Source organism: Acinetobacter sp. ANC 4779 (assembly GCF_004331055.1).
Taxonomy (GTDB): domain Bacteria; phylum Pseudomonadota; class Gammaproteobacteria; order Pseudomonadales; family Moraxellaceae; genus Acinetobacter.
In genome coordinates this window covers 20,433-39,518 of sequence record NZ_SJNU01000013.1, presented here as the reverse complement: position 1 = coordinate 39,518, position 19,086 = coordinate 20,433, and the positions used below count along the sequence as shown (strand labels likewise).

Genomic DNA, 19,086 nt, shown 5'->3' with positions numbered 1-19,086 from the left:
ATAAGAATTGATGGATATTCAAATTACCAAGCTGTTGATCACCTTTTGCCTGTTTTTTATCACCGCAATCGCAGAAATTTTGGGTTGTTATTTTCCTTATCTCATTTTAAACCAAGGAAAATCGCACTGGTTATGGCTTCCCACAGTTTTAAGTTTGGCGGTCTTTGTATGGTTGTTGACCTTGCATCCCGCAGCTTCAGGTCGAATTTACGCAGCTTATGGCGGAATTTATATTTTTACCGCATTGATGTGGTTGCGTTATGTCGATCAGATGATCTTAACGCGTTGGGATCTGTGCGGTGGATTGGTTGTCCTGCTAGGGGCAATGATGATTATTTTACAACCACAAGGTTTGATACGTTAGCAGGATGACGTATCAGATAGACCAGTTAAAACTGGCACTCGGTATTTTTAATGTTCAAATGATAATTTTTATCATTTGAACTGAGCTTGATTGCCACATGATATGGATTTATACGTTGGAATTCATGCTCAAATAATAAATGACAATTTTGAATTAAATTTTGTTTAATCAGGTATTTTACTTTTTTATCCCCTATATCTTCAGCAAACTGACCAAAGTCAGGTGTCGTAATAATGCCTTGAAGATCTATATGATCGGCATAGAAACGCAATTGTTCAATCAGCGTGTTTTGATCGACTTGATAGGGCATGGTGCGAGAGTCTTCATCACTGATGACATTTAAAATTTCATTCAATGCTTTGGTGTCCTTAATTTTATAAGTTTGGTCGATTATCTGTTTTTTAACTAGATATTGGTCGAGTTCTGTTGCTTTGGCTTGTGCTGTATGGATTAAAAGCAAACTGCTTAGGCATAAAACGATTTTTTTTAAAGACATGGTTATAATTGCTTATAAAATTTATGGATTTATTATACTCATTTGAGTATAAAAAAAGCACCCGAAGGTGCTTAGTTTTATAAGGTTTTTTTAATCAATTAGTCTTTCTTTAAATTTTCATTGAGTAAAAATTCAACCAAAGCTTTTTGAGCATGTAAGCGGTTTTCTGCTTCATCCCACACTACGGCATTTTTATGGTCAAGCATATTTTCAGAAATTTCTTCACCACGGTGAGCAGGCAAGCAGTGCATGAACAAGCAATCTGGATGCGCTAAATCCATGAGTTTTTCATTTACCTGAAAATCAGCAAATGCTTTTTCACGAATTTTCTGCTCTTCTTCCTGGCCCATACTAGCCCAAACGTCAGTCACGATCAGGTTGGCATTAACAGCTGCATCTTCTGCTGAGTCAACCAATTCTACGCAGTGTGCAAATTCAGACAAGAATCTCTCTTGGGGTTCATAGCCTTTAGGGGATGCGACTTTTAATTTAAAGCCCCACATATGCGCTGCTTCAATATAAGAGTTGCACATATTGTTGCCATCACCAATCCATGCCACTGTTTTTCCTTCAATAGAACCACGCTGTTCTAGATAAGTTTGCATGTCGGCAAGCAGCTGGCAAGGGTGATGATCATCAGTCAAGGCATTGATGATGGGTACTTTTGAATAAGAAGCAAAGCGTTCTACGATGTCATGACCAAAAGTACGGATCATAATAATATCAAGCATGCTTGAAATCACACGTGCAGAATCTTCGATCGGCTCACCACGACCCAATTGAGTATCGCGAGAAGAGAGGAAAATTGCACTACCACCGAATTGACTCATACCTGCTTCGAACGAAACACGTGTGCGGGTACTCGATTTTTCAAAAATCATGCCCATAACTTTACCGACAAAAGGTTGGAACACCTCATTGCTATGTTGCTTGCGTTTAAGTTCAATCGCGCGCTGCAAAATTTGGTTAAGTTCTAAAGTCGATAAATCGCGTAAGGTCAGAAAGTGACGTAGAGCCATGGTTACTCCACAATAATTGCTGAATAGAAAACAAAACAACAATTAGTTGTTGGTTGGTTAAGTGAAAAGGGAATCGATTAATATACTATAAGCAGACCGAATTGCAAAAAAACTAGACTTTTTGATGGCCTTCCAAGAAGCGATCGACGCAATATTGAATGTATTTGAGCGTTTCCTGATCATTTTCTTGGATTGGAATACCCATTAACACTCGCCATTCTAGATTTCGTAAAATACCAAAATAGAATTGGGCAGAGTAAATAGGATTTTCGCATTTTAATAGACCAGTGTTATGCGCCTTTTCTAAAGCACAAGCAATAGCAGTTTGAATATGTTTCGGACCTTGTTCATGAATATACTCGGCAAGTTCTGAACTATGCTGGGTACGTTCTAAAACCAGTCGCATAAATGCTGCATTTTCTGGCTGTAATAAATGATGGTGAAAATTAAGCAGGGTATTAATCAGGTAGCATCTTAAATTGTCTCTATCTTGTTCAAATGGCAGGCAGATGTCTTTAAAAAATTGCTCACGGCGATAATCACAAATAGCAGTAAACAAGCCGTCTTTATTGCCAAAAAACTTATAGATCGATGCCTTGGAGCCGCCGGCATGATTGACGATGTCATCTAAAGACACCGCATCATAACCCCTCTCTAGAAATAGCGCATTTGCGCTAAGCAAAAGCGCTAGACATCGTTCATGACCACGTTTGGTTTGTGGCATGTCGCGACCTAGGGGTTCTAACTGAGCGAGTTCGTGCATATGGCTTATAGCATCAATAGTCAAACAAATGAAAACATTTGCAATGATAGCAAAAATATGCGCACATTTCTTAAAATAAAGGTTTTGTCTTGTTGAACCACAATTATGAAAAATGGAAATAATACTATGTGTTTGGTGAATATTTGACTAAAGTTTTAGAGTATAAATTCTAAATAGCCATAGATATGAAGATGTTTATGGATATACTCGGATTTCGATAAGTAAAGTGAAAACTGTGGAAAGGAATATGACAGAACAAATGTCTGCAGGCTTAAGATTTAGACAAGCACTGGAAGTGGAAAAACCATTACAAATTATCGGCACAGTAAATGCCTATGCAGCCATGATGGCGAAGGAAGTAGGTTATAAAGCTATTTATGTCTCTGGTGCAGGTGTTGCCAATTATTCTTATGGTTTACCTGATTTAGGAATGACCAGTTTAGACAATGTTCTTGAAGATGTTCGTCGTATTACTGAACGTGTAGATACCCCATTGTTGGTGGATATTGATACAGGTTGGGGCGGTGCATTTAATATCGCTCGTACAGTTAAACAAATGATTGCTGCAGGTGCTGCCGCAGTTCATATTGAAGACCAGGTTGCACAAAAACGTTGTGGTCACCGTCCGAATAAGGAAATCGTCACCCAACAAGAAATGGTTGATCGTATTAAAGCTGCGGTAGATGCCAAAACTGACTCAAACTTTGTGGTGATGGCACGTACAGATGCCTTGCAAAAAGAAGGTTTGCAGGCGGTTATTGACCGGGCCTGTGCCTGTGTTGAAGCGGGGGCAGATGCTATTTTTGCTGAAGCAATGACGGACATTACCATGTATCGCACCGTCTGTGATGCAGTGGGTGTTCCGGTATTGGCAAACATTACCGAATTTGGCGATACCCCTTATTACACCGTCGATGAGTTGGGTGAACAAGGCATCAGCATGGTGCTTTATCCACTGTCTGCAACACGTGCAATGCAAAAAGCAGCATTGGAAGTGATGCGCTCAATTCGTGAAAATGGCACGCAAGTTAATGTGTTGGACAAGATGCAACAACGTAAAGAACTTTACGAATTCCTTGATTATCATACCTTTGAAAACACATTAGATAAATTGTTCAAATAAATAATTGATTGAAGATGGAGAATTAAAAAAATGGCTGAAGGAAAAGTACTCACAGGCGCGGGATTGCGTGGACAAGTAGCAGGTAAAACAGCACTATCAACAGTGGGTAAGAGCGGCGCAGGCTTAACTTATCGTGGTTATGATGTGCAAGATCTGGCTGAAAACTGCCAATTTGAAGAAGTGGCTTACCTGATTTTCTTTGGTGAATTGCCAACAGCAGAACAGCTTGCAGCTTATAAAGCCAAATTAAAATCTTTACGTGCGATTCCACCAGCATTGAAAGAAGTTTTAGAACGTATTCCAGCTGATTCACATCCAATGGATGTGATGCGTACCGGTGTTTCTATGCTCGGTAACTTGGAAACAGAAAAATCTTTTGATGAACAGCAAGATGTTGCAGACCGTATTTTAGCGACTTTGCCCGCCATCATTTGTTACTGGTATCGTTTTAGCCATGATGGCGTGCGTATTGAAGAAAATACGGATGATGACTCAATCGGTGCTCAATTCCTGCATTTACTTCGTGGTGAAAAGCCAAATGAGTTGCATGAACAAGTGATGAATGTATCGCTTATTCTGTATGCGGAGCATGAATTTAACGCTTCAACCTTTACGGCACGTGTATGCGCTTCAACATTATCTGATATGCATTCATGTATTACCGGTGCAATCGGTTCACTGCGTGGTCCATTGCATGGTGGTGCAAATGAAGCAGCAATGGAAATGATTGAGAACTGGGCATCAGCTGACGAAGCTGAGCGTGAAATGCTTGGCAAGCTTGAGCGTAAAGAAAAAATTATGGGCTTTGGTCATGCAATCTACAAAGACAATGACCCACGTAATGACATCATTAAAATCTGGTCTGAGCGTTTAGCAAAAGACGTAGGTGATACGGTACTTTATCCAGTATCTGTACGCTGTGAAGAAGTGATGTGGCGTGAGAAAAAATTATTCTGTAATGCGGACTTCTTCCATGCATCTGCATATCATTTTATGGACATTCCAACCAAACTGTTCACGCCAATCTTTGTGATGAGTCGGGTAACAGGTTGGGCTGCGCATGTCATGGAGCAGCGTGCGGACAACCGTATTATTCGCCCAAGTGCAGATTATACCGGTCCTGAATTACGCAAAGTGGTGCCGATTGCAGATCGTACTGCAGCATAAATTTACCAAAAATGTCATAAAGCCTCTTCGGAGGCTTTATTTTTGAGGTCTTTTTAGATTTTTATTTTTTAAGTGTCAGTAAAACTGGATCTTCAATGGTATAGCCGGTTTCAAAAGGAATCCCAAGGTATTTAACCGCAACAACGATTTTATTGTGTTGCGGAATTTTGAATGCTTGGTAAATATTCAAGTTGGGTTTATAGGCTTTAGCTATATGTTGCAGACTACTTAATTGCGGTGTAACGACTTTATAACGATACTGATATTCGGTGATAAAACCATCCCACCCAGAGTTTACCGATTTTTGTACGCGTGTTTTCTTTACGATTTGAATTTTAGTTGATGCTTTATTTAAAGCAATTAAGGGCGTTAATCTTTTTTTAATTTTTAAGATATCTTTATTAAATTGAGTGCTGTCTTGATCATAATCAATTTTCTTGGTTTTAGGATGGATATAAAGTGAATTGACCTGAATGAGTTTCTCAGGCTGCTTATTGTTTTTAAATTGATAATAGTAGAGTTGTGGCAGACGACCACGACCGTCTTCATAGTGTTTGAGTAGATAGACTTTTTGGTCTTTGGCATCGTAACCTAAAAATTCTATATTCTGAGGTCCTCCAACAGTGGCAAAACTGGTGCATGGGAGCAGTATCGAACTAAATATAAAAGTTTTCAATTTCCACATAACTAAGCTACCTCAATGAGTTTGATAATTTCCGTTGTAATATGCATTAAGGTGAAGAGCCTGAGTAAAGGCATTCCCTTAATAAAGGAATGAAAGTGGCGTGTTTCATTTAAATATAAAATTGAGGCGAAAAATGCACCTTCAGGTTTTCTTTTTGTTAAGCTACCACCAAGTTTGAGTAGGCCGGTACAAGCGATAATAATATTTTGCGTGATTAAATAGCTTGTTTCCATGAATAGCCATGGTCTCTATGACTTCGGCATATTCAGCCAAGTATTTTTCTATAAGCTCGATATCAATATTCAGGATATCAATCTTGATGGAAGGATCATAGCTGACCAGTCCACTCAGCAAAATTTCTGCACTACTGTTTTTTGCAAATAGAAAATTGACTGGAAAGATAGCCAGAGCTAGCACTTTTAATAAAAGCAATTTTTAATTGATATTACTCAAGTAAATCGCAGCATGTTTTAACATTTATTGAAAAACTTTAACTGTTATATATTTTTTATTGATCTCACTAGTTTTTAATAAAATTTATTTTTTATAATTCAAATATAATATTTAATATTCTAGCTTTAAAACCTCTTAAATAAGTTGTGCGTAAGAATAAAAATCAACAAGGTGCTGCTCGGATTAATAATTATAATTTTGCAGTAGGAAGCAGGGGTGCTTAAATTTTTGAAAAGTTTAAATATAATAAATATTTATTTGTTACTTGTAGTGTTGGTTTTAATTTTTATTGTGGTCTATTTTTATTTTATTAATCCTGTTGATTGAGGTTGGAAATTGATGAATTATGATTTGAGATCGAACGATATTCCCGCAGCTAAAACACGTAATCTATTTTAGTTATGTTGAGATTTTTCTTAGTCTTAACTTGAGTTTGGATTTAATTAAAAAACCCAGTGATTTCACTGGGTTTTTTGCCTATAAACTAAAATTTAACTTAGTTTTCGAGCGCAGGCGTTGCAGCAGCAATTGCAGCAGCCACCGCATCATCTTCAGACTGATTAGCAGAATTTGATTTAGTTGGTGTCGCCTGAGTTGGTTTTTCTTCAGTTTTAGGTGCTTCAGACTTTGGGGCTACAGCTTTAGGCGCTTCCGGTTTTGGAGTTGCATTAGCGGCAGTTTGCTGAGGGGTTTCACGTACTTCTCGGCGAATGACAGTCGTCGTATTCGCAGTTTCTTGGCGTTCAATTTGAACCTGTTCAGGAGTTTCAGCTTGGGTATTTTCAGGAGCATCTAATGGTTGTAACTGAACAGGTTCATTCACTTGTTCAGTTTGTTGAGTAGTCTCAACTTTTTCTTGTTCATCGTCCTTCGGTGCTTCTTTTTTTACACACGCTGTCAATAATAAACTTGCTGCAATAGCGCCACAAATCAAAATTTTTTTATTCATAATTGCACAAAACAAAGCATTAATAGGATGCCAGCATTATAACAGCAAATGCGAATATAAAAATCCTCTCTAGTACCTCTAATTTTTTATCGGAAATGCTGATAGAATAGCCAATTGTTTATTGTTCTTTGAATTGATGCGGAATGACTTTGCTTTATAGGTACAGAGTAAAGTAAAATTGCGCAACATTGCAGGCCGATTTAGGCTCGATTGTACGAGAAACCCAATGACCCATTTTATTTTCGTGACTGGTGGTGTAGTTTCATCACTAGGTAAAGGTATTTCAGCTGCTTCAGTTGCTGCACTTTTAGAAGCCCGTGGTTTAAAAGTAACCATGGTCAAAATGGATCCATACATTAATGTCGATCCAGGGACAATGAGTCCTTTCCAACATGGTGAAGTTTTTGTCACAGAGGATGGTGCTGAAACTGACCTAGATTTGGGTTATTACGAACGTTTCTTGCGTCGTGCGAAAATGACCAAACTGAATAACTTCACTTCAGGTCGTGTTTATCAAGACGTACTCAATAAAGAACGTCGTGGTGATTACCTGGGTGGTACTGTTCAGGTTATTCCACATATTACGGATAATATTAAAGAACGTGTTCTTCGCGCAGGTGAAGGCTATGACGTTGCGATTGTTGAAATTGGCGGCACAGTAGGTGACATTGAATCTCTCCCATTCATGGAATCTGTTCGTCAGTTAATGGTTGAGCTTGGTCATAACCGTACTATGCTGATGCATTTGACATTGTTGCCATATATTAAATCTGCTGCTGAACTTAAAACCAAACCAACGCAGCACTCTGTAAAAGAGCTTTTGTCGATTGGTATTCAGCCAGATATTTTGATCTGTCGTACAGAATATGATGTTGATGCAGACACAATCCGTAAAATTGCCTTGTTCACTAACGTTCAGGCGCGTGCTGTGGTTGTTTGTAAAGATGCGCGTTCAATTTATCAAATTCCACGTACTTTCTATGAACAAAATGTTGACGATTTAATTTGTGAACGTTTTGGGTATAACGATCTTCCAGAAGCTGATCTTTCAGACTGGGATAATGTGGTTGAAGCATTATTTAATCCTGAATATACAGTCCGTGTAGCGATGGTCGGTAAATACGTTGAACTTCCAGATGCCTATAAATCTGTAAATGAAGCGCTTTTACATGCTGGGGTTAAAAACCGCGTTAAAGTTCAAATTGATTATGTCAATGCAGAAGAACTTGAAAGCCAAGATGTGAATGAAGTGTTGAGACATGCTGATGCAATTTTGGTTCCGGGTGGTTTCGGTGAACGTGGTACTGAAGGCAAAATGAAAGCGATTCAGTTTGCCCGCGAAAACCAAGTGCCATTCTTGGGTATTTGTCTGGGTATGCAACTTGCAGTGATTGAATATGCACGTAACGTTGCCGGTATTGCGGATGCAACCTCTACCGAATTTAACCGTTCAACTAAATCACCACTCATTGGTTTGATCACGGAATGGTTAGATGAGCGCGGCGAAGTTCAACAACGCAGTGTTGAATCTGATCTTGGTGGCACCATGCGTTTGGGTGCTCAAAAATCAGAACTGATTGAAGGTACAAAAACACGTAAAGTGTATGGTAGCGCGGACATTATTGAACGTCACCGTCACCGCTACGAAATGAACAACCGTTATATTCCTGTGCTTGAAGAAAATGGCATGAAAATTTCAGGTTATTCACCCGTGCAACATCTAGTAGAAACTGTTGAAATTCCTCAACATCCTTGGTTTATTGCTGTACAATTCCATCCGGAATTTACAAGTTCTCCACGTGATGGACATCCATTATTTGCTAGCTTTATTGATGCTGCTAAAAAACAGTATCAAAAAACTAAATAATATTGGGCTAGGAATAACTAGGAAAGTTTAAATAATGTCGCAATTAAAACCACAAGAAATTGTACGTTTAGGCGATATACAAATGGCAAACCACTTGCCATTTGTATTATTCGGCGGAATGAATGTACTTGAATCTAAAGACTTAGCTTTTGAAATTGCTGAAACTTATGTTGATATCTGCACACGTTTAGATATCCCCTATGTATTTAAGGCAAGTTTTGATAAGGCCAATCGCTCTAGCTTGAACTCTTTTCGTGGCCCCGGTCTGGAAAAAGGTCTTGAGTGGTTAGCGGACATTAAAAAACATTTCAATGTACCGATCATTACTGATGTACATGAGCCTTACCAAGCTGCACCTGTTGCTGAAGTGGCGGATATTATTCAGCTTCCTGCATTTTTGAGTCGTCAGACTGATCTGGTGGAAGCCATAGCAAAAACCGATGCCATCATCAACATCAAAAAAGCACAGTTCCTTGCTCCACATGAAATGCGTCATATTTTGCATAAGTGTCTGGAAGCTGGAAACGACAAGCTGATTATTTGTGAACGCGGTTCCGCTTTTGGCTATAACAACTTGGTTGTAGACATGCTGGGCTTCGATATCATGAAAGAAATGGATGTCCCAGTGTTCTTTGATGTCACCCATGCGCTTCAGACTCCAGGCGGCCGTGCAGATTCTGCCGGGGGACGCCGTGCGCAAATCACTACGCTTGCGCGTGCGGGTATGGCAACTGGTTTGGCGGGTTTATTCCTAGAAGCACATCCAGATCCAGAACATGCCAAATGTGACGGTCCATGCGCACTGCGTATGTCACAGCTTGAGCCGTTCTTGGCGCAATTAAAAGAATTGGATACTTTGGTTAAAGGATTCAAAAAGTTAGATACTCATTGATGCTTTAGATAGCATCTAGTTATTCAATCAACTGAGGAATTGTTCATGAGTCAAATCGTTGACATTCGTGCACGTGAAATTTTGGACTCTCGTGGTAACCCAACCATCGAAGCAGACGTAATCTTAGAATCTGGCGTGGTTGGCCGTGCATGTGCACCATCTGGTGCTTCAACTGGTTCTCGTGAAGCTTTAGAACTTCGTGATGGCGACAAAGCGCGTTATTTAGGTAAGGGTGTTAAAACTGCGGTTAACAACGTAAACACTTTAATCCGTGATGCTCTCGTTGGTAAATCAGTATTCGAACAAAAAGACATCGACAACACGATGATCGCTTTAGACGGTACTGAAAACAAAGAAAAATTAGGTGCAAACGCAACTTTAGCGGTGTCTTTGGCTGCTGCTCGAGCTGCTGCTGATGAAAAGAAAATTCCTCTTTTTCAATACATCGCAGATCTTCGTGGTCAAACCATTTTGACGATGCCTGTACCAATGATGAACATCATCAATGGTGGTTCACATGCAGACAACAACGTTGATATTCAAGAGTTTATGATTGAGCCTGTGGGCTTCACTTCATTCTCTGAAGCGCTTCGTGCGGGTGCTGAAATCTTCCATTCTTTAAAATCAGTATTAAAGAAACAGGGTTTAAATACAGCGGTAGGTGATGAAGGCGGTTTTGCACCAAACCTTCGTTCTAACGAAGAAGCAATTACTGTAATTCTTGAGGCAATTGGTCAAACTGGCTACAAGGCAGGTTCTGACATCATGCTTGCGCTGGACTGTGCCTCTTCAGAATTCTACAAAAATGGTCAATACATTCTTGCAGGTGAAGGCAACAAAGCATTTACCAGCAACCAGTTCTCTGACTATTTAGCGGGTCTGGTTAAGCAATATCCAATTATCTCAATTGAAGATGGTTTGGACGAGTCGGATTGGGAAGGCTGGTCTTACCTGACTTCAATCCTGGGCGATAAAATCCAGTTGGTTGGTGATGATTTGTTTGTTACAAATCCTAAGATTTTACAACGTGGTATTAATGAGAAAGTCGGTAACTCGATCTTAATCAAATATAACCAAATCGGTACCTTGAGCGAAACTTTAGATGCAATCTATCTTGCGAAAGCAAATGGTTACTCTACTGTGATTTCACACCGTTCAGGTGAAACTGAAGATTCTACAATTGCGGATCTTGCAGTAGGTACAGCAGCGGGTCAAATCAAGACCGGTTCACTTTGCCGTTCTGACCGTGTTGCGAAATATAACCAATTGCTTCGTATTGAAGAATTGACTCATGCTGCATATCGCGGTAAAGCTGAATTCAAAGGTTTGAACTAAGCGACTGATGCAATTTATGTTAAGTATATTTAACTCCGCTGTGAGTAAAGTATTATTGGGCCTTGCGATCATTTTGATCGCAGGGTTTCAGTACTTATTCTGGTTTGGTGAAGGTGGTTATCATGACCATCAAAAATTAGCCCAAAAAATTCAACAACAAACAGCAACAAATACGGAATTAAAAGAACGTAATCGTGTGTTGGCTGCCGAAGTCTATGACTTAAAAAATGGGATTGAAGCCATTGAAGAGCATGCACGTTTAGATCTGGGTTTGATCAAGCCGCGTGAAACTTTTGTGCAAATGAGTACAATTGGTACCCACTATAAACCGATTTATATCGATCCAAATGCCAAAGTTGACTTAAGAACAAATGAAGATGCTACCGGAGCTTCAACAGCAAATGCGCCATAAAATTTGGGCGGTTATTCCTGCTGCAGGTTCTGGAAGTCGTTTTTCTAAAACCCAGCTTAAACAGTATCAAATAATTCAAGGTCAAACTGTGTTAGAGCATACGGTAAGCCGTTTGAATGATTTGCCGTTGTCGGGTTATGTGTTGGCGATCAGTGAAGATGACTCGGTGGCGAAAACATTAAATTTTACTCAGCCGGATAAAGCTCATTTTTGTGTTGGTGGGGCAGAGCGGGTTCATTCTGTTCTAAATGCTTTGACTTATTTAAGTCAGATTGCATCCAATGATGATTTTGTCTTTGTGCATGATGCTGCACGTCCTTGTGTCACCCAAGATTGCTTAAATCGTTTAGTGAATACTGCAATACAAGAAGACTGTAGCGTGATTTTGGCTATTCCTGTGCGTGATACTTTAAAATTTGTTGAAAAATCTAATAATATTAATAAAACTGTAAGCCGTGATAATTTATGGCAAGCCCAGACCCCGCAAATTTCAAAGTTGGGTATTTTAAAACATGCTATTGAGCAAGCATTGCAAGATGGTGTCACCATTACTGATGAATCCAGTGCCTTGGAGTATGTGGGGGAGTCGGTAAAAGTGGTGCAAGGTCGGTCAGACAATATCAAAATAACCTATTCAGATGATTTGGAACTCGCAAAATTGATTTTAACAGTACAAAAATAAAATAAAATTGATGTCAGATGTATTATCTGGCCGGCTTTAAATTTATACTTTGCTATCGCATTTAAACACTCAAATATTTCAAATGATACCATCATCCCAGTATCGTTTTTTACGTCACTCTTTACGTGATGGTAGAAGCATTAAGCATGATTCATCCAGATGGGCTAGATTACATTTAGATCCTTGGCTACTTTGTTTTCTTTTATTGAATTCAGCACTGGGGTTGATGGTGGTTTATAGTGCAACCATGCAAGACAGCAGCATGGTCATTCGCCAAGCCACAAGCTTTGGTGTCGGCTTTATTATCATGTTTTTATGTGCCCAGATTCCACCAAAAGTCTATCAGGCAGCAAGTCCCTATATTTATATATTGGGCATTGTGCTGCTGGTGCTGGTATTGATTATTGGTGATACCCGCTTGGGTGCCAAGCGTTGGCTCACCCTCCCTGGTATAGGCAGTATGCAGCCCAGCGAAATTATGAAATTTGCCATGCCGTTAATGATGGCTTGGTTTTTTTCTCGTCGTGCTTTTCCACCCACATTTGTTCAGATTGTCATTGGACTCATGTTAATGATGTTTCCTTTTGTGTTGGTGGCTTTGCAACCTGACTTGAATATTGGACTCATTATTCCCGGTATTTTTGCTTTATTTCTTTGCGGGATGTCATGGCGTTTAATTTTAGGTGCATTGACGGCGTTGGCAGTTGCCGCACCATTAATCTGGATGTTCTTATTACAAACTTATCAAAAGAAACGGATTCTAACTTTATTTGATCCAGAGTCTGATGCATTGGGGGCAGGCTGGAATATTATTCAGTCGAAGATTGCCATTGGTTCGGGCGGTTTAACCGGTAAAGGATATTTGACAGGGACGCAGTCGCATCTTGGCTACTTACCTGAGCATCATACTGACTTTATTATGTCAGCCTATGCTGAAGAATATGGCTTTATTGGGGTGTTTTTATTATTCAGTCTTTTTTCCGCCATTATTATCCGTTGCTTGATGATTGGGTTAAACAGCTTCCATAATTTTGGTCGTTTATTTGCCGGAACTATTGGATTGACGTTCTTTTTCTTTGTATTTTTAAACTCGGGAATGGCGAGTGGTATTTTACCTGTTACTGGTGATCCTTTGCCGCTGATGAGTTATGGTGGTTCGGCTGTAATTTCAATGCTGGCGAGTATGGGTATTGTGATGTCGATTCATACCCATCGATAAACAAAATAACTATTTTAAAGCGAGATAATCATCTCGCTTTTTTGTGAGAGGGGAAAATGAATCGGTATAAAAATCATTAATGATGATTAAAGAATTAAACATACAATTAGATAGTTCAGAGTTGCTTGATGGTGGCTTAAGACTTGATTTGGTTTATCAGTGTTGTGAAATATCTATAGAACATGGAATTGCTATAAAACTCTTTTAGAAACTGCATTTTGTACTTCAGCACTTGCATTGTTTAGTGTGCAAATCAAATCTACTGTCCGTGCATGTTGGTTGCTTTTGAGTGCGACAAATAATCAAATTCTGAAATTTTAAACCACCAGCATTGCAGAGCTATTTAAAAATGAAAAAATATTGAAGAAATTAGGCTTGGGGAACTGCAGTTTGAAGAATTCAAATTTTATTCACTTAAGCACTTAAGCACTTAAACTCTATTGTTCATACCGGTAAGCATTCTTTGATAAGAAGTAGATTTGGTCTAAATGAGAAACAGTATAATGATGTAATGAAACAATCAAATGGGTTAACACCTATAGCTGGACAAATTCTTTTAAGACAGAGTGGTAACGAAAAATGGATATATATTTTGCAGGCTAAATACCGTGATTGTTTTTTGCTGCAAGAGGATATTTCATTTGAAAAAAAGCAATAATTGATGAAATGCACCTATAAAATAATGAATAAAAAAGCCCTCAATTGAGGGCTTTTTTACAGTCAATGTTTAGGCGAGTAACCAGGTGTAGTAACCCCAAAGCATCAGCGGCCATGCCAGAAATGGGCTAAATAACCATTTCCATAACCAGAACTTTGGTATAAAACCCACACCATGAATAAAACCACCTGAAATACCGATCATGATATACATCATGCTACTGTGACTGTATCCACCATTTACATCTAGCATCATTGCTGGATGAATCAATAAAACGGCTGCAAGTGGCAATGCCAACAAAAATGAAATGGCCATTGCAAACTTGTTCGGCTTTTTAGTCTCTGTTGTTATTGCAACTTCAGTCATTTTCTATTCCTCATCCAAATCTTGATTGTGTTCAATGTAAAGGGCGCTAAGTACACCGGCAAAACACGCCATTAAAATTCCAAGAATCCAAGCGAAATACCACATATCTATTCTCCTTGCACACAAGCTTAGTAAAGGCTGTGTGAATTATCCTGAACGTGTTTATTGGTGATCACACCCCACATTTTGTAGTAACACCAAGTGGTGTATATCAAAATGAGTGGGACAAAAATACCAGCCGCTACAGTCATTACAGTAAGCGTATTTTTACTCGAAACTGCATCCCACATGGTAAGGCTAATTGCAGGATTAAGACTAGATGGCATTAAGAAGGGGAACAGTGCAAAACCGGCAGTCAGGATTGAACCGATAACTGCAAGACTCGAACCGAGGAAGCTGAAACCTGCCTTATTTTTACCCGCAGCAAGCACCACAATAATGCCGCCAAGAATACCTGCGATTGGTGCAAGCATCGTAATTGGGTAAGTCGAGTAGTTATTCATCCAGCCATGGTTGCTATTGGTAAGGACTTCTTTGGCTAAAGGATTGGCAACCCCATTGGTATCAAATGGTTGTACCAAGGTATAACCTTCAATCCCACCGAAGTATAACCAGGCACCTGCACCTAGGAAGCAAATGAGGTAAACAAGTCCCATGATTTGCGTCGCTTTAGCAGAACGATTTCGTAATGCACCATCGGTACGTAGCATCAACCAAGCACCACCATGTGAACATAGCATTGATAAGCTGACTAAACCGCAAATCACTGCAAATGGATTAAGCAGTGCAAAGAAGCTACCTGTGTAGGTTGATCGCACAGTTTCATCTAGGGTAAATGGAACGCCCAGAAACATGTTGCCGAACGCCACACCAAAGACCAAGGCTGGGACAGCACCACCGATAGCTAAACCCCAATCCCAAGACGTACGCCATTTGGTATTTTCTAGTTTAGAACGATAGTCAAAACCCACAGGTCGTAAGAATAAGGCGAACAAAACCAGAAGCAGTGCCCAATACATGCCAGAAAAGGCTGTGGCATAAACCATAGGCCATGCAGCGAAGAGTGCACCGCCGGCAGTAATGAACCACACCTGATTGCCGTCCCAGTGTGGGGCAATAGTATTGATAGCCGCACGACGTTCGTCATCATTTTTACCTACGAACGGCATGATTGCCATCGAGCCCATGTCGAAGCCATCGGTCAGGGCAAAGCCAATCAGCAATACGCCAACCAATACCCACCAGATAATTTTGAGAAGTTCATATTCGATCATGATTGAGCCTCCGCAGCAGTCTGGTTTTGAGCATCATCTTTTTCAAAATGGTATTTACCAGTATGTAAAGAACTTGGACCTAAGCGAGCAAACTTAATCATCAAGTACATTTCGATAATCAGAAGTACGGTATAGAACGCTGCAAGCGCAATGATTGAACCCCAAATATCACCAGTGCTTAAGCTCGAAGTAGACAGGTGGGTAGGTAAAATCTCACCAATCGTCCATGGCTGACGACCACCTTCAGCCACGTACCAGCCTGTTTGTGTAGCGATCCACGGCAATGGAAGTCCGTAAAGTGCAAATTTAAGTAGCCAAGGTTTATTCTCTGCATTGCGTTTAGCCACTGCATAAGTTGCAAGGATAAATAAAAGCAGCATTAAGAAACCTGAAGCCACCATGGCGCGGAACGAGAAGAACAGGGCAGTTACGTTAGGAATAGTATCCTTGGTTGCTGCCTTAATTTGCTCTTCAGAAGCATCAACGACATTTGGCGTGTATTTTTTAAGAAGCAAGCCATAACCCAGGTCTTTTTGGTTTTCTTGGAAAGAAGCCAGAAGCGCTGGTGAGCGATCGCCTGCACGAAGTTTTTCAAGTTCAGCATACGCATTCATGCCATTGCGGATACGAAGCTCATGTTGAACCATCAGGTCTTTTAGACCAGTCACTTCTTTATCAAGTGAACGCGTCGCAATAATCCCCATCACATATGGAATGCGAATAGCGTAGTCAGTGCGTTGTTCTTGTTGATTTGGAATACCAAACAAGGTGAAGGGTGCTGGAGCAGGGTGAGTTTCCCATTCTGCTTCAATTGCAGCTAATTTGGTTTTTTGTACATCACCCAGTTCATAACCTGATTCATCGCCCAGTAAAATAACGGAGAATGTAGAGGCTAAACCAAAGATGGCAGCAATGGCGAAAGAGCGACGTGCAAAAGGCAGGTCACGTTTTTTGAGCATGTAGAAGCTGGAAATTGCCAGAACGAAAATTGCCCCAGTCACATAACCTGAAGATACCGTATGGACAAATTTAACCTGAGCCACCGGGTTGAAAATCAGTGCGCCGAAATCAACCAACTCCATACGCATAGTTTCAAAGTTAAATGCTGCACCGACAGGGTTTTGCATCCAGCCATTGGCAACTAAAATCCAAAGTGCGGACATGTTTGAACCGAGTGCAACCAGCCAAGTCACGCCTAAATGCTGAACTTTGGAAAGTCGATCCCAGCCGAAGAAGAATAAACCAATAAAAGTTGATTCGAGGAAGAATGCCATCAGGCCTTCAATAGCAAGTGGCGCACCAAAAATGTCACCTACATAGTGAGAATAATAGGCCCAGTTTGTGCCAAACTGGAATTCCATGGTTAAACCAGTAGTCACTCCTAAAGCGAAGTTAATACCGAAGAGTTTGCCCCAGAATTTGGTCATGTCTCTATAAATTTCTTTACCGGAAATCACATAGGTGGTTTCCATAATGGCAAGAATAAAAGCCAGACCAAGAGTAAGCGGTACAAATATAAAGTGATACAACGCGGTCATTGCAAATTGGAACCGCGAAAGATCGACCACGCTTTCAGAAATCATCAACGTGTCTCCTGGATTTGGGAAGGACTGCCGGTAATATGCTCGGCAACTTGAGAATCAAAATTTTTGGGAATAGTAGGGGTGTCAAACCAGATATGTTTAATCGTTAACAAGAGAGCAATCTTAATTATTAATATGATTGTTATCTCGCGAACTAATTTTTGGTTAAAATCTTTGGGTATTAAGCTCATGCAAATAAGCCTATTTAAAAAACATAATGGATATTATTAAACAAAAAGTAACTAAAAATAAACAGATTAAACAATTAAAGTAAAAATATATTATTAATTTAATTAAAAACAATGGTTTATATTAATTAAATGTTAAAAAATAAACTAATTTTTTATCATTTTAAAGTTGACTAAAATGCTTTGTTATAATGTTTTTAATCCCGACTAAAATAATAAGATATTATATTTAAAGTTGACTAAAACAGTAGTGTTGAATATTTATAATCTGACTAAAAAGATATTTATTAAATGAGATTGATTTGTATTTTAATTAAAATACAGATTTTAAAAAGAGAAGAATACTGAGTAAGAAGAAACAAGGATAAATAAAATATTGGATATTTTATTTATGAAAGTGGTTATGAGAATATGATTTAAATAAAAAGACCGCCCCGAGGCAGTCTCATGTTAATGATTTTAAATTTTAGAGACCGAATTTTAGAATTTGATTTCCATACCTAGGCCGTAAACACTTTCATCAGCATTACCTTTTTTAGGTGAGTTATCCCATTCACGTTGAATTGCATTAGCAAATAATTTGGTTTGGCTGTTTAATTTATAATCTGCACCAATACCCCATTGGTCTACAGAACTGTCACCCGATGCACCACCCAGTATTGCATAGTCAGTATCTGCTTGTTGATATTGAGCTTTAAATGTCCAAGGTGTATTTGCAAGTTTGTAAGTTGCAGAGATTAACCATGCATTTTCTTCTACTTTATTATAGTCACCTGCATAAGCGGGTGTAACCGAAAAGGCTTGAAGATTGGTGTAATCTGAAATTTCAGCAGTTTGCCACATTGCACCTAGATATAAGCCAGTCGCACCAATTTTACCCAGGTCAAAAGAACCACCAACACGGATAGCATCAGCCGGAGCATTTGAGATACCAACAGCCGCGAAGTCACCTATAGATTTGAAGTTGCCTGCAATAACACCTTCGAAGCCTAGATCTTTATTGGCATAGGAAAGTGAAGTAGAGATACCATCACCAATGCTGTCACGTGCTCCATCAATATATTTAGTTGTTTCGCTTGTCGACTCGCCTTGTTGAGCTTGAAGCGCAAATACTAAACCACCCATCAGTTTAGGATCGGTTTCAATACCAATCACATTTTCTACACGCTCTTCGCCGTACATCATTTCTTTAATGTCTGCATGTGCATAGTCATTAAATACATCACGATATCCACCAGCAGCATCTTTAAATGGGGTATCCATAATACCGGCTTTTAAGTTACCGACATCAGCCCATTTTAAACCGGCGAATATATTACGTTTTTTAAAGACATCATCACCACCATCGACATCGACTTCCCATTCGGCTTGGTAAAGAGCAGAGAGTTTATCCGTCAGTTTCTCTTCCCCTTTAACACCAATACGGGAAGCATTTGAGTTTAGTTCGGTTACTGAATCTTTGCCGTTATCATAGCTGTCAACACTTACGTTCAATTTACCATATACAGTTGGTGCTGCTTGTGCTGCACTCATCCCCATAGCCGCTACTACAGCAGCGAGAAGCAATTTTTTCATTGAGATTTCTCCAAAA

The 19,086-nt window shown here is 39.5% G+C and carries 21 protein-coding genes and 2 pseudogenes; 11 read left to right on the top strand and 12 right to left on the bottom strand.

All coding sequences use genetic code 11. From position 1 onward, the window contains the following. Positions 1 to 10 precede the first annotated feature (10 nt). Positions 11 to 364 carry a YnfA family protein gene (locus E0H80_RS14005; protein WP_131366778.1) on the top strand — a complete coding sequence of 118 codons (354 nt, stop codon included), beginning with the start codon at positions 11 to 13 and terminating at the stop codon, positions 362 to 364. Positions 365 to 389: 25 nt separating this feature from the next. On the opposite strand, the gene E0H80_RS14000 is transcribed toward E0H80_RS14005, so the two are convergent. The 3 genes from E0H80_RS14000 to E0H80_RS13990 form a co-directional block, all read right to left on the bottom strand. After that, the gene (locus E0H80_RS14000) at positions 390 to 860 is read right to left on the bottom strand and encodes a hypothetical protein (protein WP_131366776.1); all 471 of its coding nucleotides are present in this window, start codon (positions 858 to 860) and stop codon (positions 390 to 392) included. Positions 861 to 958: 98 nt separating this feature from the next. Next, entirely contained in the window at positions 959 to 1,879 is a 921-nt protein-coding gene (argF, locus tag E0H80_RS13995; RefSeq protein ID WP_131366774.1) for an ornithine carbamoyltransferase, read from the bottom strand. A gap of 112 nt (positions 1,880 to 1,991) precedes the next feature. Beyond that, positions 1,992 to 2,642: a TetR/AcrR family transcriptional regulator gene (locus tag E0H80_RS13990; protein WP_131366772.1), complete on the bottom strand. Its 651-nt coding sequence runs from the start codon at positions 2,640 to 2,642 to the stop codon at positions 1,992 to 1,994. Positions 2,643 to 2,889: 247 nt separating this feature from the next. Between E0H80_RS13990 and prpB the strand changes: the two genes are divergently transcribed. Together prpB and prpC are read left to right on the top strand one after the other, a co-directional pair. Beyond that, positions 2,890 to 3,765 carry a methylisocitrate lyase gene (gene prpB / locus E0H80_RS13985; RefSeq protein ID WP_067865795.1) on the top strand — a complete coding sequence of 292 codons (876 nt, stop codon included), beginning with the start codon at positions 2,890 to 2,892 and terminating at the stop codon, positions 3,763 to 3,765. A gap of 30 nt (positions 3,766 to 3,795) precedes the next feature. Then, positions 3,796 to 4,932: a 2-methylcitrate synthase gene (gene prpC, locus E0H80_RS13980; protein WP_131366770.1), complete on the top strand. Its 1,137-nt coding sequence runs from the start codon at positions 3,796 to 3,798 to the stop codon at positions 4,930 to 4,932. 61 nt (positions 4,933 to 4,993) lie between these two features. Here the strand turns inward: prpC and E0H80_RS13975 are convergent, their stop codons facing one another. From E0H80_RS13975 to E0H80_RS13965, 3 genes and pseudogenes are all read right to left on the bottom strand, one after another. Next, positions 4,994 to 5,617 (bottom strand): aminotransferase, encoded by a 624-nt coding sequence (locus tag E0H80_RS13975; RefSeq protein WP_131366768.1) that lies wholly within the window; start codon positions 5,615 to 5,617, stop codon positions 4,994 to 4,996. A 2-nt stretch (positions 5,618 to 5,619) separates the two neighbouring features. Then, positions 5,620 to 6,050, bottom strand: a pseudogene (locus E0H80_RS13970) (CinA family protein). Positions 6,051 to 6,566: 516 nt separating this feature from the next. Further along, positions 6,567 to 7,019, bottom strand: a complete 453-nt coding sequence (locus E0H80_RS13965) for an internalin (protein ID WP_131366765.1) — start codon at positions 7,017 to 7,019, stop codon at positions 6,567 to 6,569. A gap of 226 nt (positions 7,020 to 7,245) precedes the next feature. On the opposite strand from E0H80_RS13965, the gene E0H80_RS13960 reads away from it, so the two are divergent. The 8 genes and pseudogenes from E0H80_RS13960 to E0H80_RS16900 form a co-directional block, all read left to right on the top strand. After that, the gene (locus tag E0H80_RS13960; protein WP_131366763.1) at positions 7,246 to 8,886 is read left to right on the top strand and encodes a CTP synthase; all 1,641 of its coding nucleotides are present in this window, start codon (positions 7,246 to 7,248) and stop codon (positions 8,884 to 8,886) included. 34 nt (positions 8,887 to 8,920) lie between these two features. After that, the gene (gene kdsA, locus E0H80_RS13955; RefSeq protein WP_067865810.1) at positions 8,921 to 9,778 is read left to right on the top strand and encodes a 3-deoxy-8-phosphooctulonate synthase; all 858 of its coding nucleotides are present in this window, start codon (positions 8,921 to 8,923) and stop codon (positions 9,776 to 9,778) included. Positions 9,779 to 9,823: 45 nt separating this feature from the next. Beyond that, the gene (eno, locus tag E0H80_RS13950; protein WP_067865813.1) at positions 9,824 to 11,113 is read left to right on the top strand and encodes a phosphopyruvate hydratase; all 1,290 of its coding nucleotides are present in this window, start codon (positions 9,824 to 9,826) and stop codon (positions 11,111 to 11,113) included. 16 nt (positions 11,114 to 11,129) lie between these two features. Beyond that, positions 11,130 to 11,525, top strand: coding sequence for a cell division protein FtsB (gene ftsB / locus E0H80_RS13945; protein ID WP_067866602.1), 396 nt, complete (start codon positions 11,130 to 11,132; stop codon positions 11,523 to 11,525). Continuing rightward, a complete protein-coding gene (gene ispD, locus E0H80_RS13940) occupies positions 11,515 to 12,207 on the top strand; it encodes a 2-C-methyl-D-erythritol 4-phosphate cytidylyltransferase (protein WP_416224596.1) in 693 nt (230 codons plus the stop codon). Before ftsB ends, ispD begins: the two co-directional genes overlap by 11 nt. An 82-nt stretch (positions 12,208 to 12,289) precedes the next feature. Next, the gene (rodA, locus tag E0H80_RS13935; protein WP_131366761.1) at positions 12,290 to 13,426 is read left to right on the top strand and encodes a rod shape-determining protein RodA; all 1,137 of its coding nucleotides are present in this window, start codon (positions 12,290 to 12,292) and stop codon (positions 13,424 to 13,426) included. 246 nt (positions 13,427 to 13,672) lie between these two features. After that, positions 13,673 to 13,747 (top strand): hypothetical protein, encoded by a 75-nt coding sequence (locus E0H80_RS17150; RefSeq protein WP_416224601.1) that lies wholly within the window; start codon positions 13,673 to 13,675, stop codon positions 13,745 to 13,747. A gap of 112 nt (positions 13,748 to 13,859) precedes the next feature. Then, a pseudogene (locus E0H80_RS16900) lies at positions 13,860 to 14,084 on the top strand (DUF6988 family protein); the annotation flags it as partial. Between the two features lie 69 nt (positions 14,085 to 14,153). Here E0H80_RS16900 and E0H80_RS13925 read toward each other — a convergent pair. The 6 genes from E0H80_RS13925 to E0H80_RS13900 all read right to left on the bottom strand — a co-directional run bounded on the left by E0H80_RS13925 (position 14,154) and on the right by E0H80_RS13900 (position 19,070). Beyond that, a complete protein-coding gene (locus tag E0H80_RS13925; protein ID WP_131366759.1) occupies positions 14,154 to 14,450 on the bottom strand; it encodes a cyd operon YbgE family protein in 297 nt (98 codons plus the stop codon). A 3-nt stretch (positions 14,451 to 14,453) separates the two neighbouring features. Further along, the gene (cydX, locus tag E0H80_RS13920; RefSeq protein ID WP_004651833.1) at positions 14,454 to 14,555 is read right to left on the bottom strand and encodes a cytochrome bd-I oxidase subunit CydX; all 102 of its coding nucleotides are present in this window, start codon (positions 14,553 to 14,555) and stop codon (positions 14,454 to 14,456) included. 23 nt (positions 14,556 to 14,578) lie between these two features. Next, positions 14,579 to 15,724, bottom strand: coding sequence for a cytochrome d ubiquinol oxidase subunit II (gene cydB, locus E0H80_RS13915; RefSeq protein WP_131366757.1), 1,146 nt, complete (start codon positions 15,722 to 15,724; stop codon positions 14,579 to 14,581). Beyond that, the gene (locus tag E0H80_RS13910) at positions 15,721 to 17,307 is read right to left on the bottom strand and encodes a cytochrome ubiquinol oxidase subunit I (protein ID WP_131366754.1); all 1,587 of its coding nucleotides are present in this window, start codon (positions 17,305 to 17,307) and stop codon (positions 15,721 to 15,723) included. The genes cydB and E0H80_RS13910 overlap by 4 nt, the downstream gene beginning before the upstream one ends. Next, positions 17,307 to 17,498: a cytochrome oxidase putative small subunit CydP gene (gene cydP, locus E0H80_RS13905; protein ID WP_131366751.1), complete on the bottom strand. Its 192-nt coding sequence runs from the start codon at positions 17,496 to 17,498 to the stop codon at positions 17,307 to 17,309. Before cydP ends, E0H80_RS13910 begins: the two co-directional genes overlap by 1 nt. A gap of 477 nt (positions 17,499 to 17,975) precedes the next feature. Next, a complete protein-coding gene (locus tag E0H80_RS13900) occupies positions 17,976 to 19,070 on the bottom strand; it encodes a porin (protein ID WP_131366749.1) in 1,095 nt (364 codons plus the stop codon). Between the last annotated feature and the right edge of the window lie 16 nt (positions 19,071 to 19,086).

What these genes read in the sequence shown, in the direction of transcription:
- cydB (WP_131366757.1), bottom strand. Translation starts at nt 15,724, where the DNA reads ATGATCGAATATGAACTTCTCAAAATTATCTGGTGGGTATTGGTTGGC.
- ispD (WP_416224596.1), top strand. Translation starts at nt 11,515, where the DNA reads ATGCGCCATAAAATTTGGGCGGTTATTCCTGCTGCAGGTTCTGGAAGT.
- E0H80_RS13965 (WP_131366765.1), bottom strand. Translation starts at nt 7,019, where the DNA reads ATGAATAAAAAAATTTTGATTTGTGGCGCTATTGCAGCAAGTTTATTA.
- ftsB (WP_067866602.1), top strand. Translation starts at nt 11,130, where the DNA reads ATGTTAAGTATATTTAACTCCGCTGTGAGTAAAGTATTATTGGGCCTT.
- E0H80_RS13960 (WP_131366763.1), top strand. Translation starts at nt 7,246, where the DNA reads ATGACCCATTTTATTTTCGTGACTGGTGGTGTAGTTTCATCACTAGGT.
- prpB (WP_067865795.1), top strand. Translation starts at nt 2,890, where the DNA reads ATGACAGAACAAATGTCTGCAGGCTTAAGATTTAGACAAGCACTGGAA.
- E0H80_RS14005 (WP_131366778.1), top strand. Translation starts at nt 11, where the DNA reads ATGGATATTCAAATTACCAAGCTGTTGATCACCTTTTGCCTGTTTTTT.
- argF (WP_131366774.1), bottom strand. Translation starts at nt 1,879, where the DNA reads ATGGCTCTACGTCACTTTCTGACCTTACGCGATTTATCGACTTTAGAA.
- cydP (WP_131366751.1), bottom strand. Translation starts at nt 17,498, where the DNA reads ATGAGCTTAATACCCAAAGATTTTAACCAAAAATTAGTTCGCGAGATA.
- E0H80_RS13910 (WP_131366754.1), bottom strand. Translation starts at nt 17,307, where the DNA reads ATGATTTCTGAAAGCGTGGTCGATCTTTCGCGGTTCCAATTTGCAATG.
- kdsA (WP_067865810.1), top strand. Translation starts at nt 8,921, where the DNA reads ATGTCGCAATTAAAACCACAAGAAATTGTACGTTTAGGCGATATACAA.
- cydX (WP_004651833.1), bottom strand. Translation starts at nt 14,555, where the DNA reads ATGTGGTATTTCGCTTGGATTCTTGGAATTTTAATGGCGTGTTTTGCC.
- rodA (WP_131366761.1), top strand. Translation starts at nt 12,290, where the DNA reads ATGATACCATCATCCCAGTATCGTTTTTTACGTCACTCTTTACGTGAT.
- E0H80_RS13975 (WP_131366768.1), bottom strand. Translation starts at nt 5,617, where the DNA reads ATGTGGAAATTGAAAACTTTTATATTTAGTTCGATACTGCTCCCATGC.
- E0H80_RS13925 (WP_131366759.1), bottom strand. Translation starts at nt 14,450, where the DNA reads ATGACTGAAGTTGCAATAACAACAGAGACTAAAAAGCCGAACAAGTTT.
- eno (WP_067865813.1), top strand. Translation starts at nt 9,824, where the DNA reads ATGAGTCAAATCGTTGACATTCGTGCACGTGAAATTTTGGACTCTCGT.
- prpC (WP_131366770.1), top strand. Translation starts at nt 3,796, where the DNA reads ATGGCTGAAGGAAAAGTACTCACAGGCGCGGGATTGCGTGGACAAGTA.
- E0H80_RS13990 (WP_131366772.1), bottom strand. Translation starts at nt 2,642, where the DNA reads ATGCACGAACTCGCTCAGTTAGAACCCCTAGGTCGCGACATGCCACAA.
- E0H80_RS13900 (WP_131366749.1), bottom strand. Translation starts at nt 19,070, where the DNA reads ATGAAAAAATTGCTTCTCGCTGCTGTAGTAGCGGCTATGGGGATGAGT.
- E0H80_RS14000 (WP_131366776.1), bottom strand. Translation starts at nt 860, where the DNA reads ATGTCTTTAAAAAAAATCGTTTTATGCCTAAGCAGTTTGCTTTTAATC.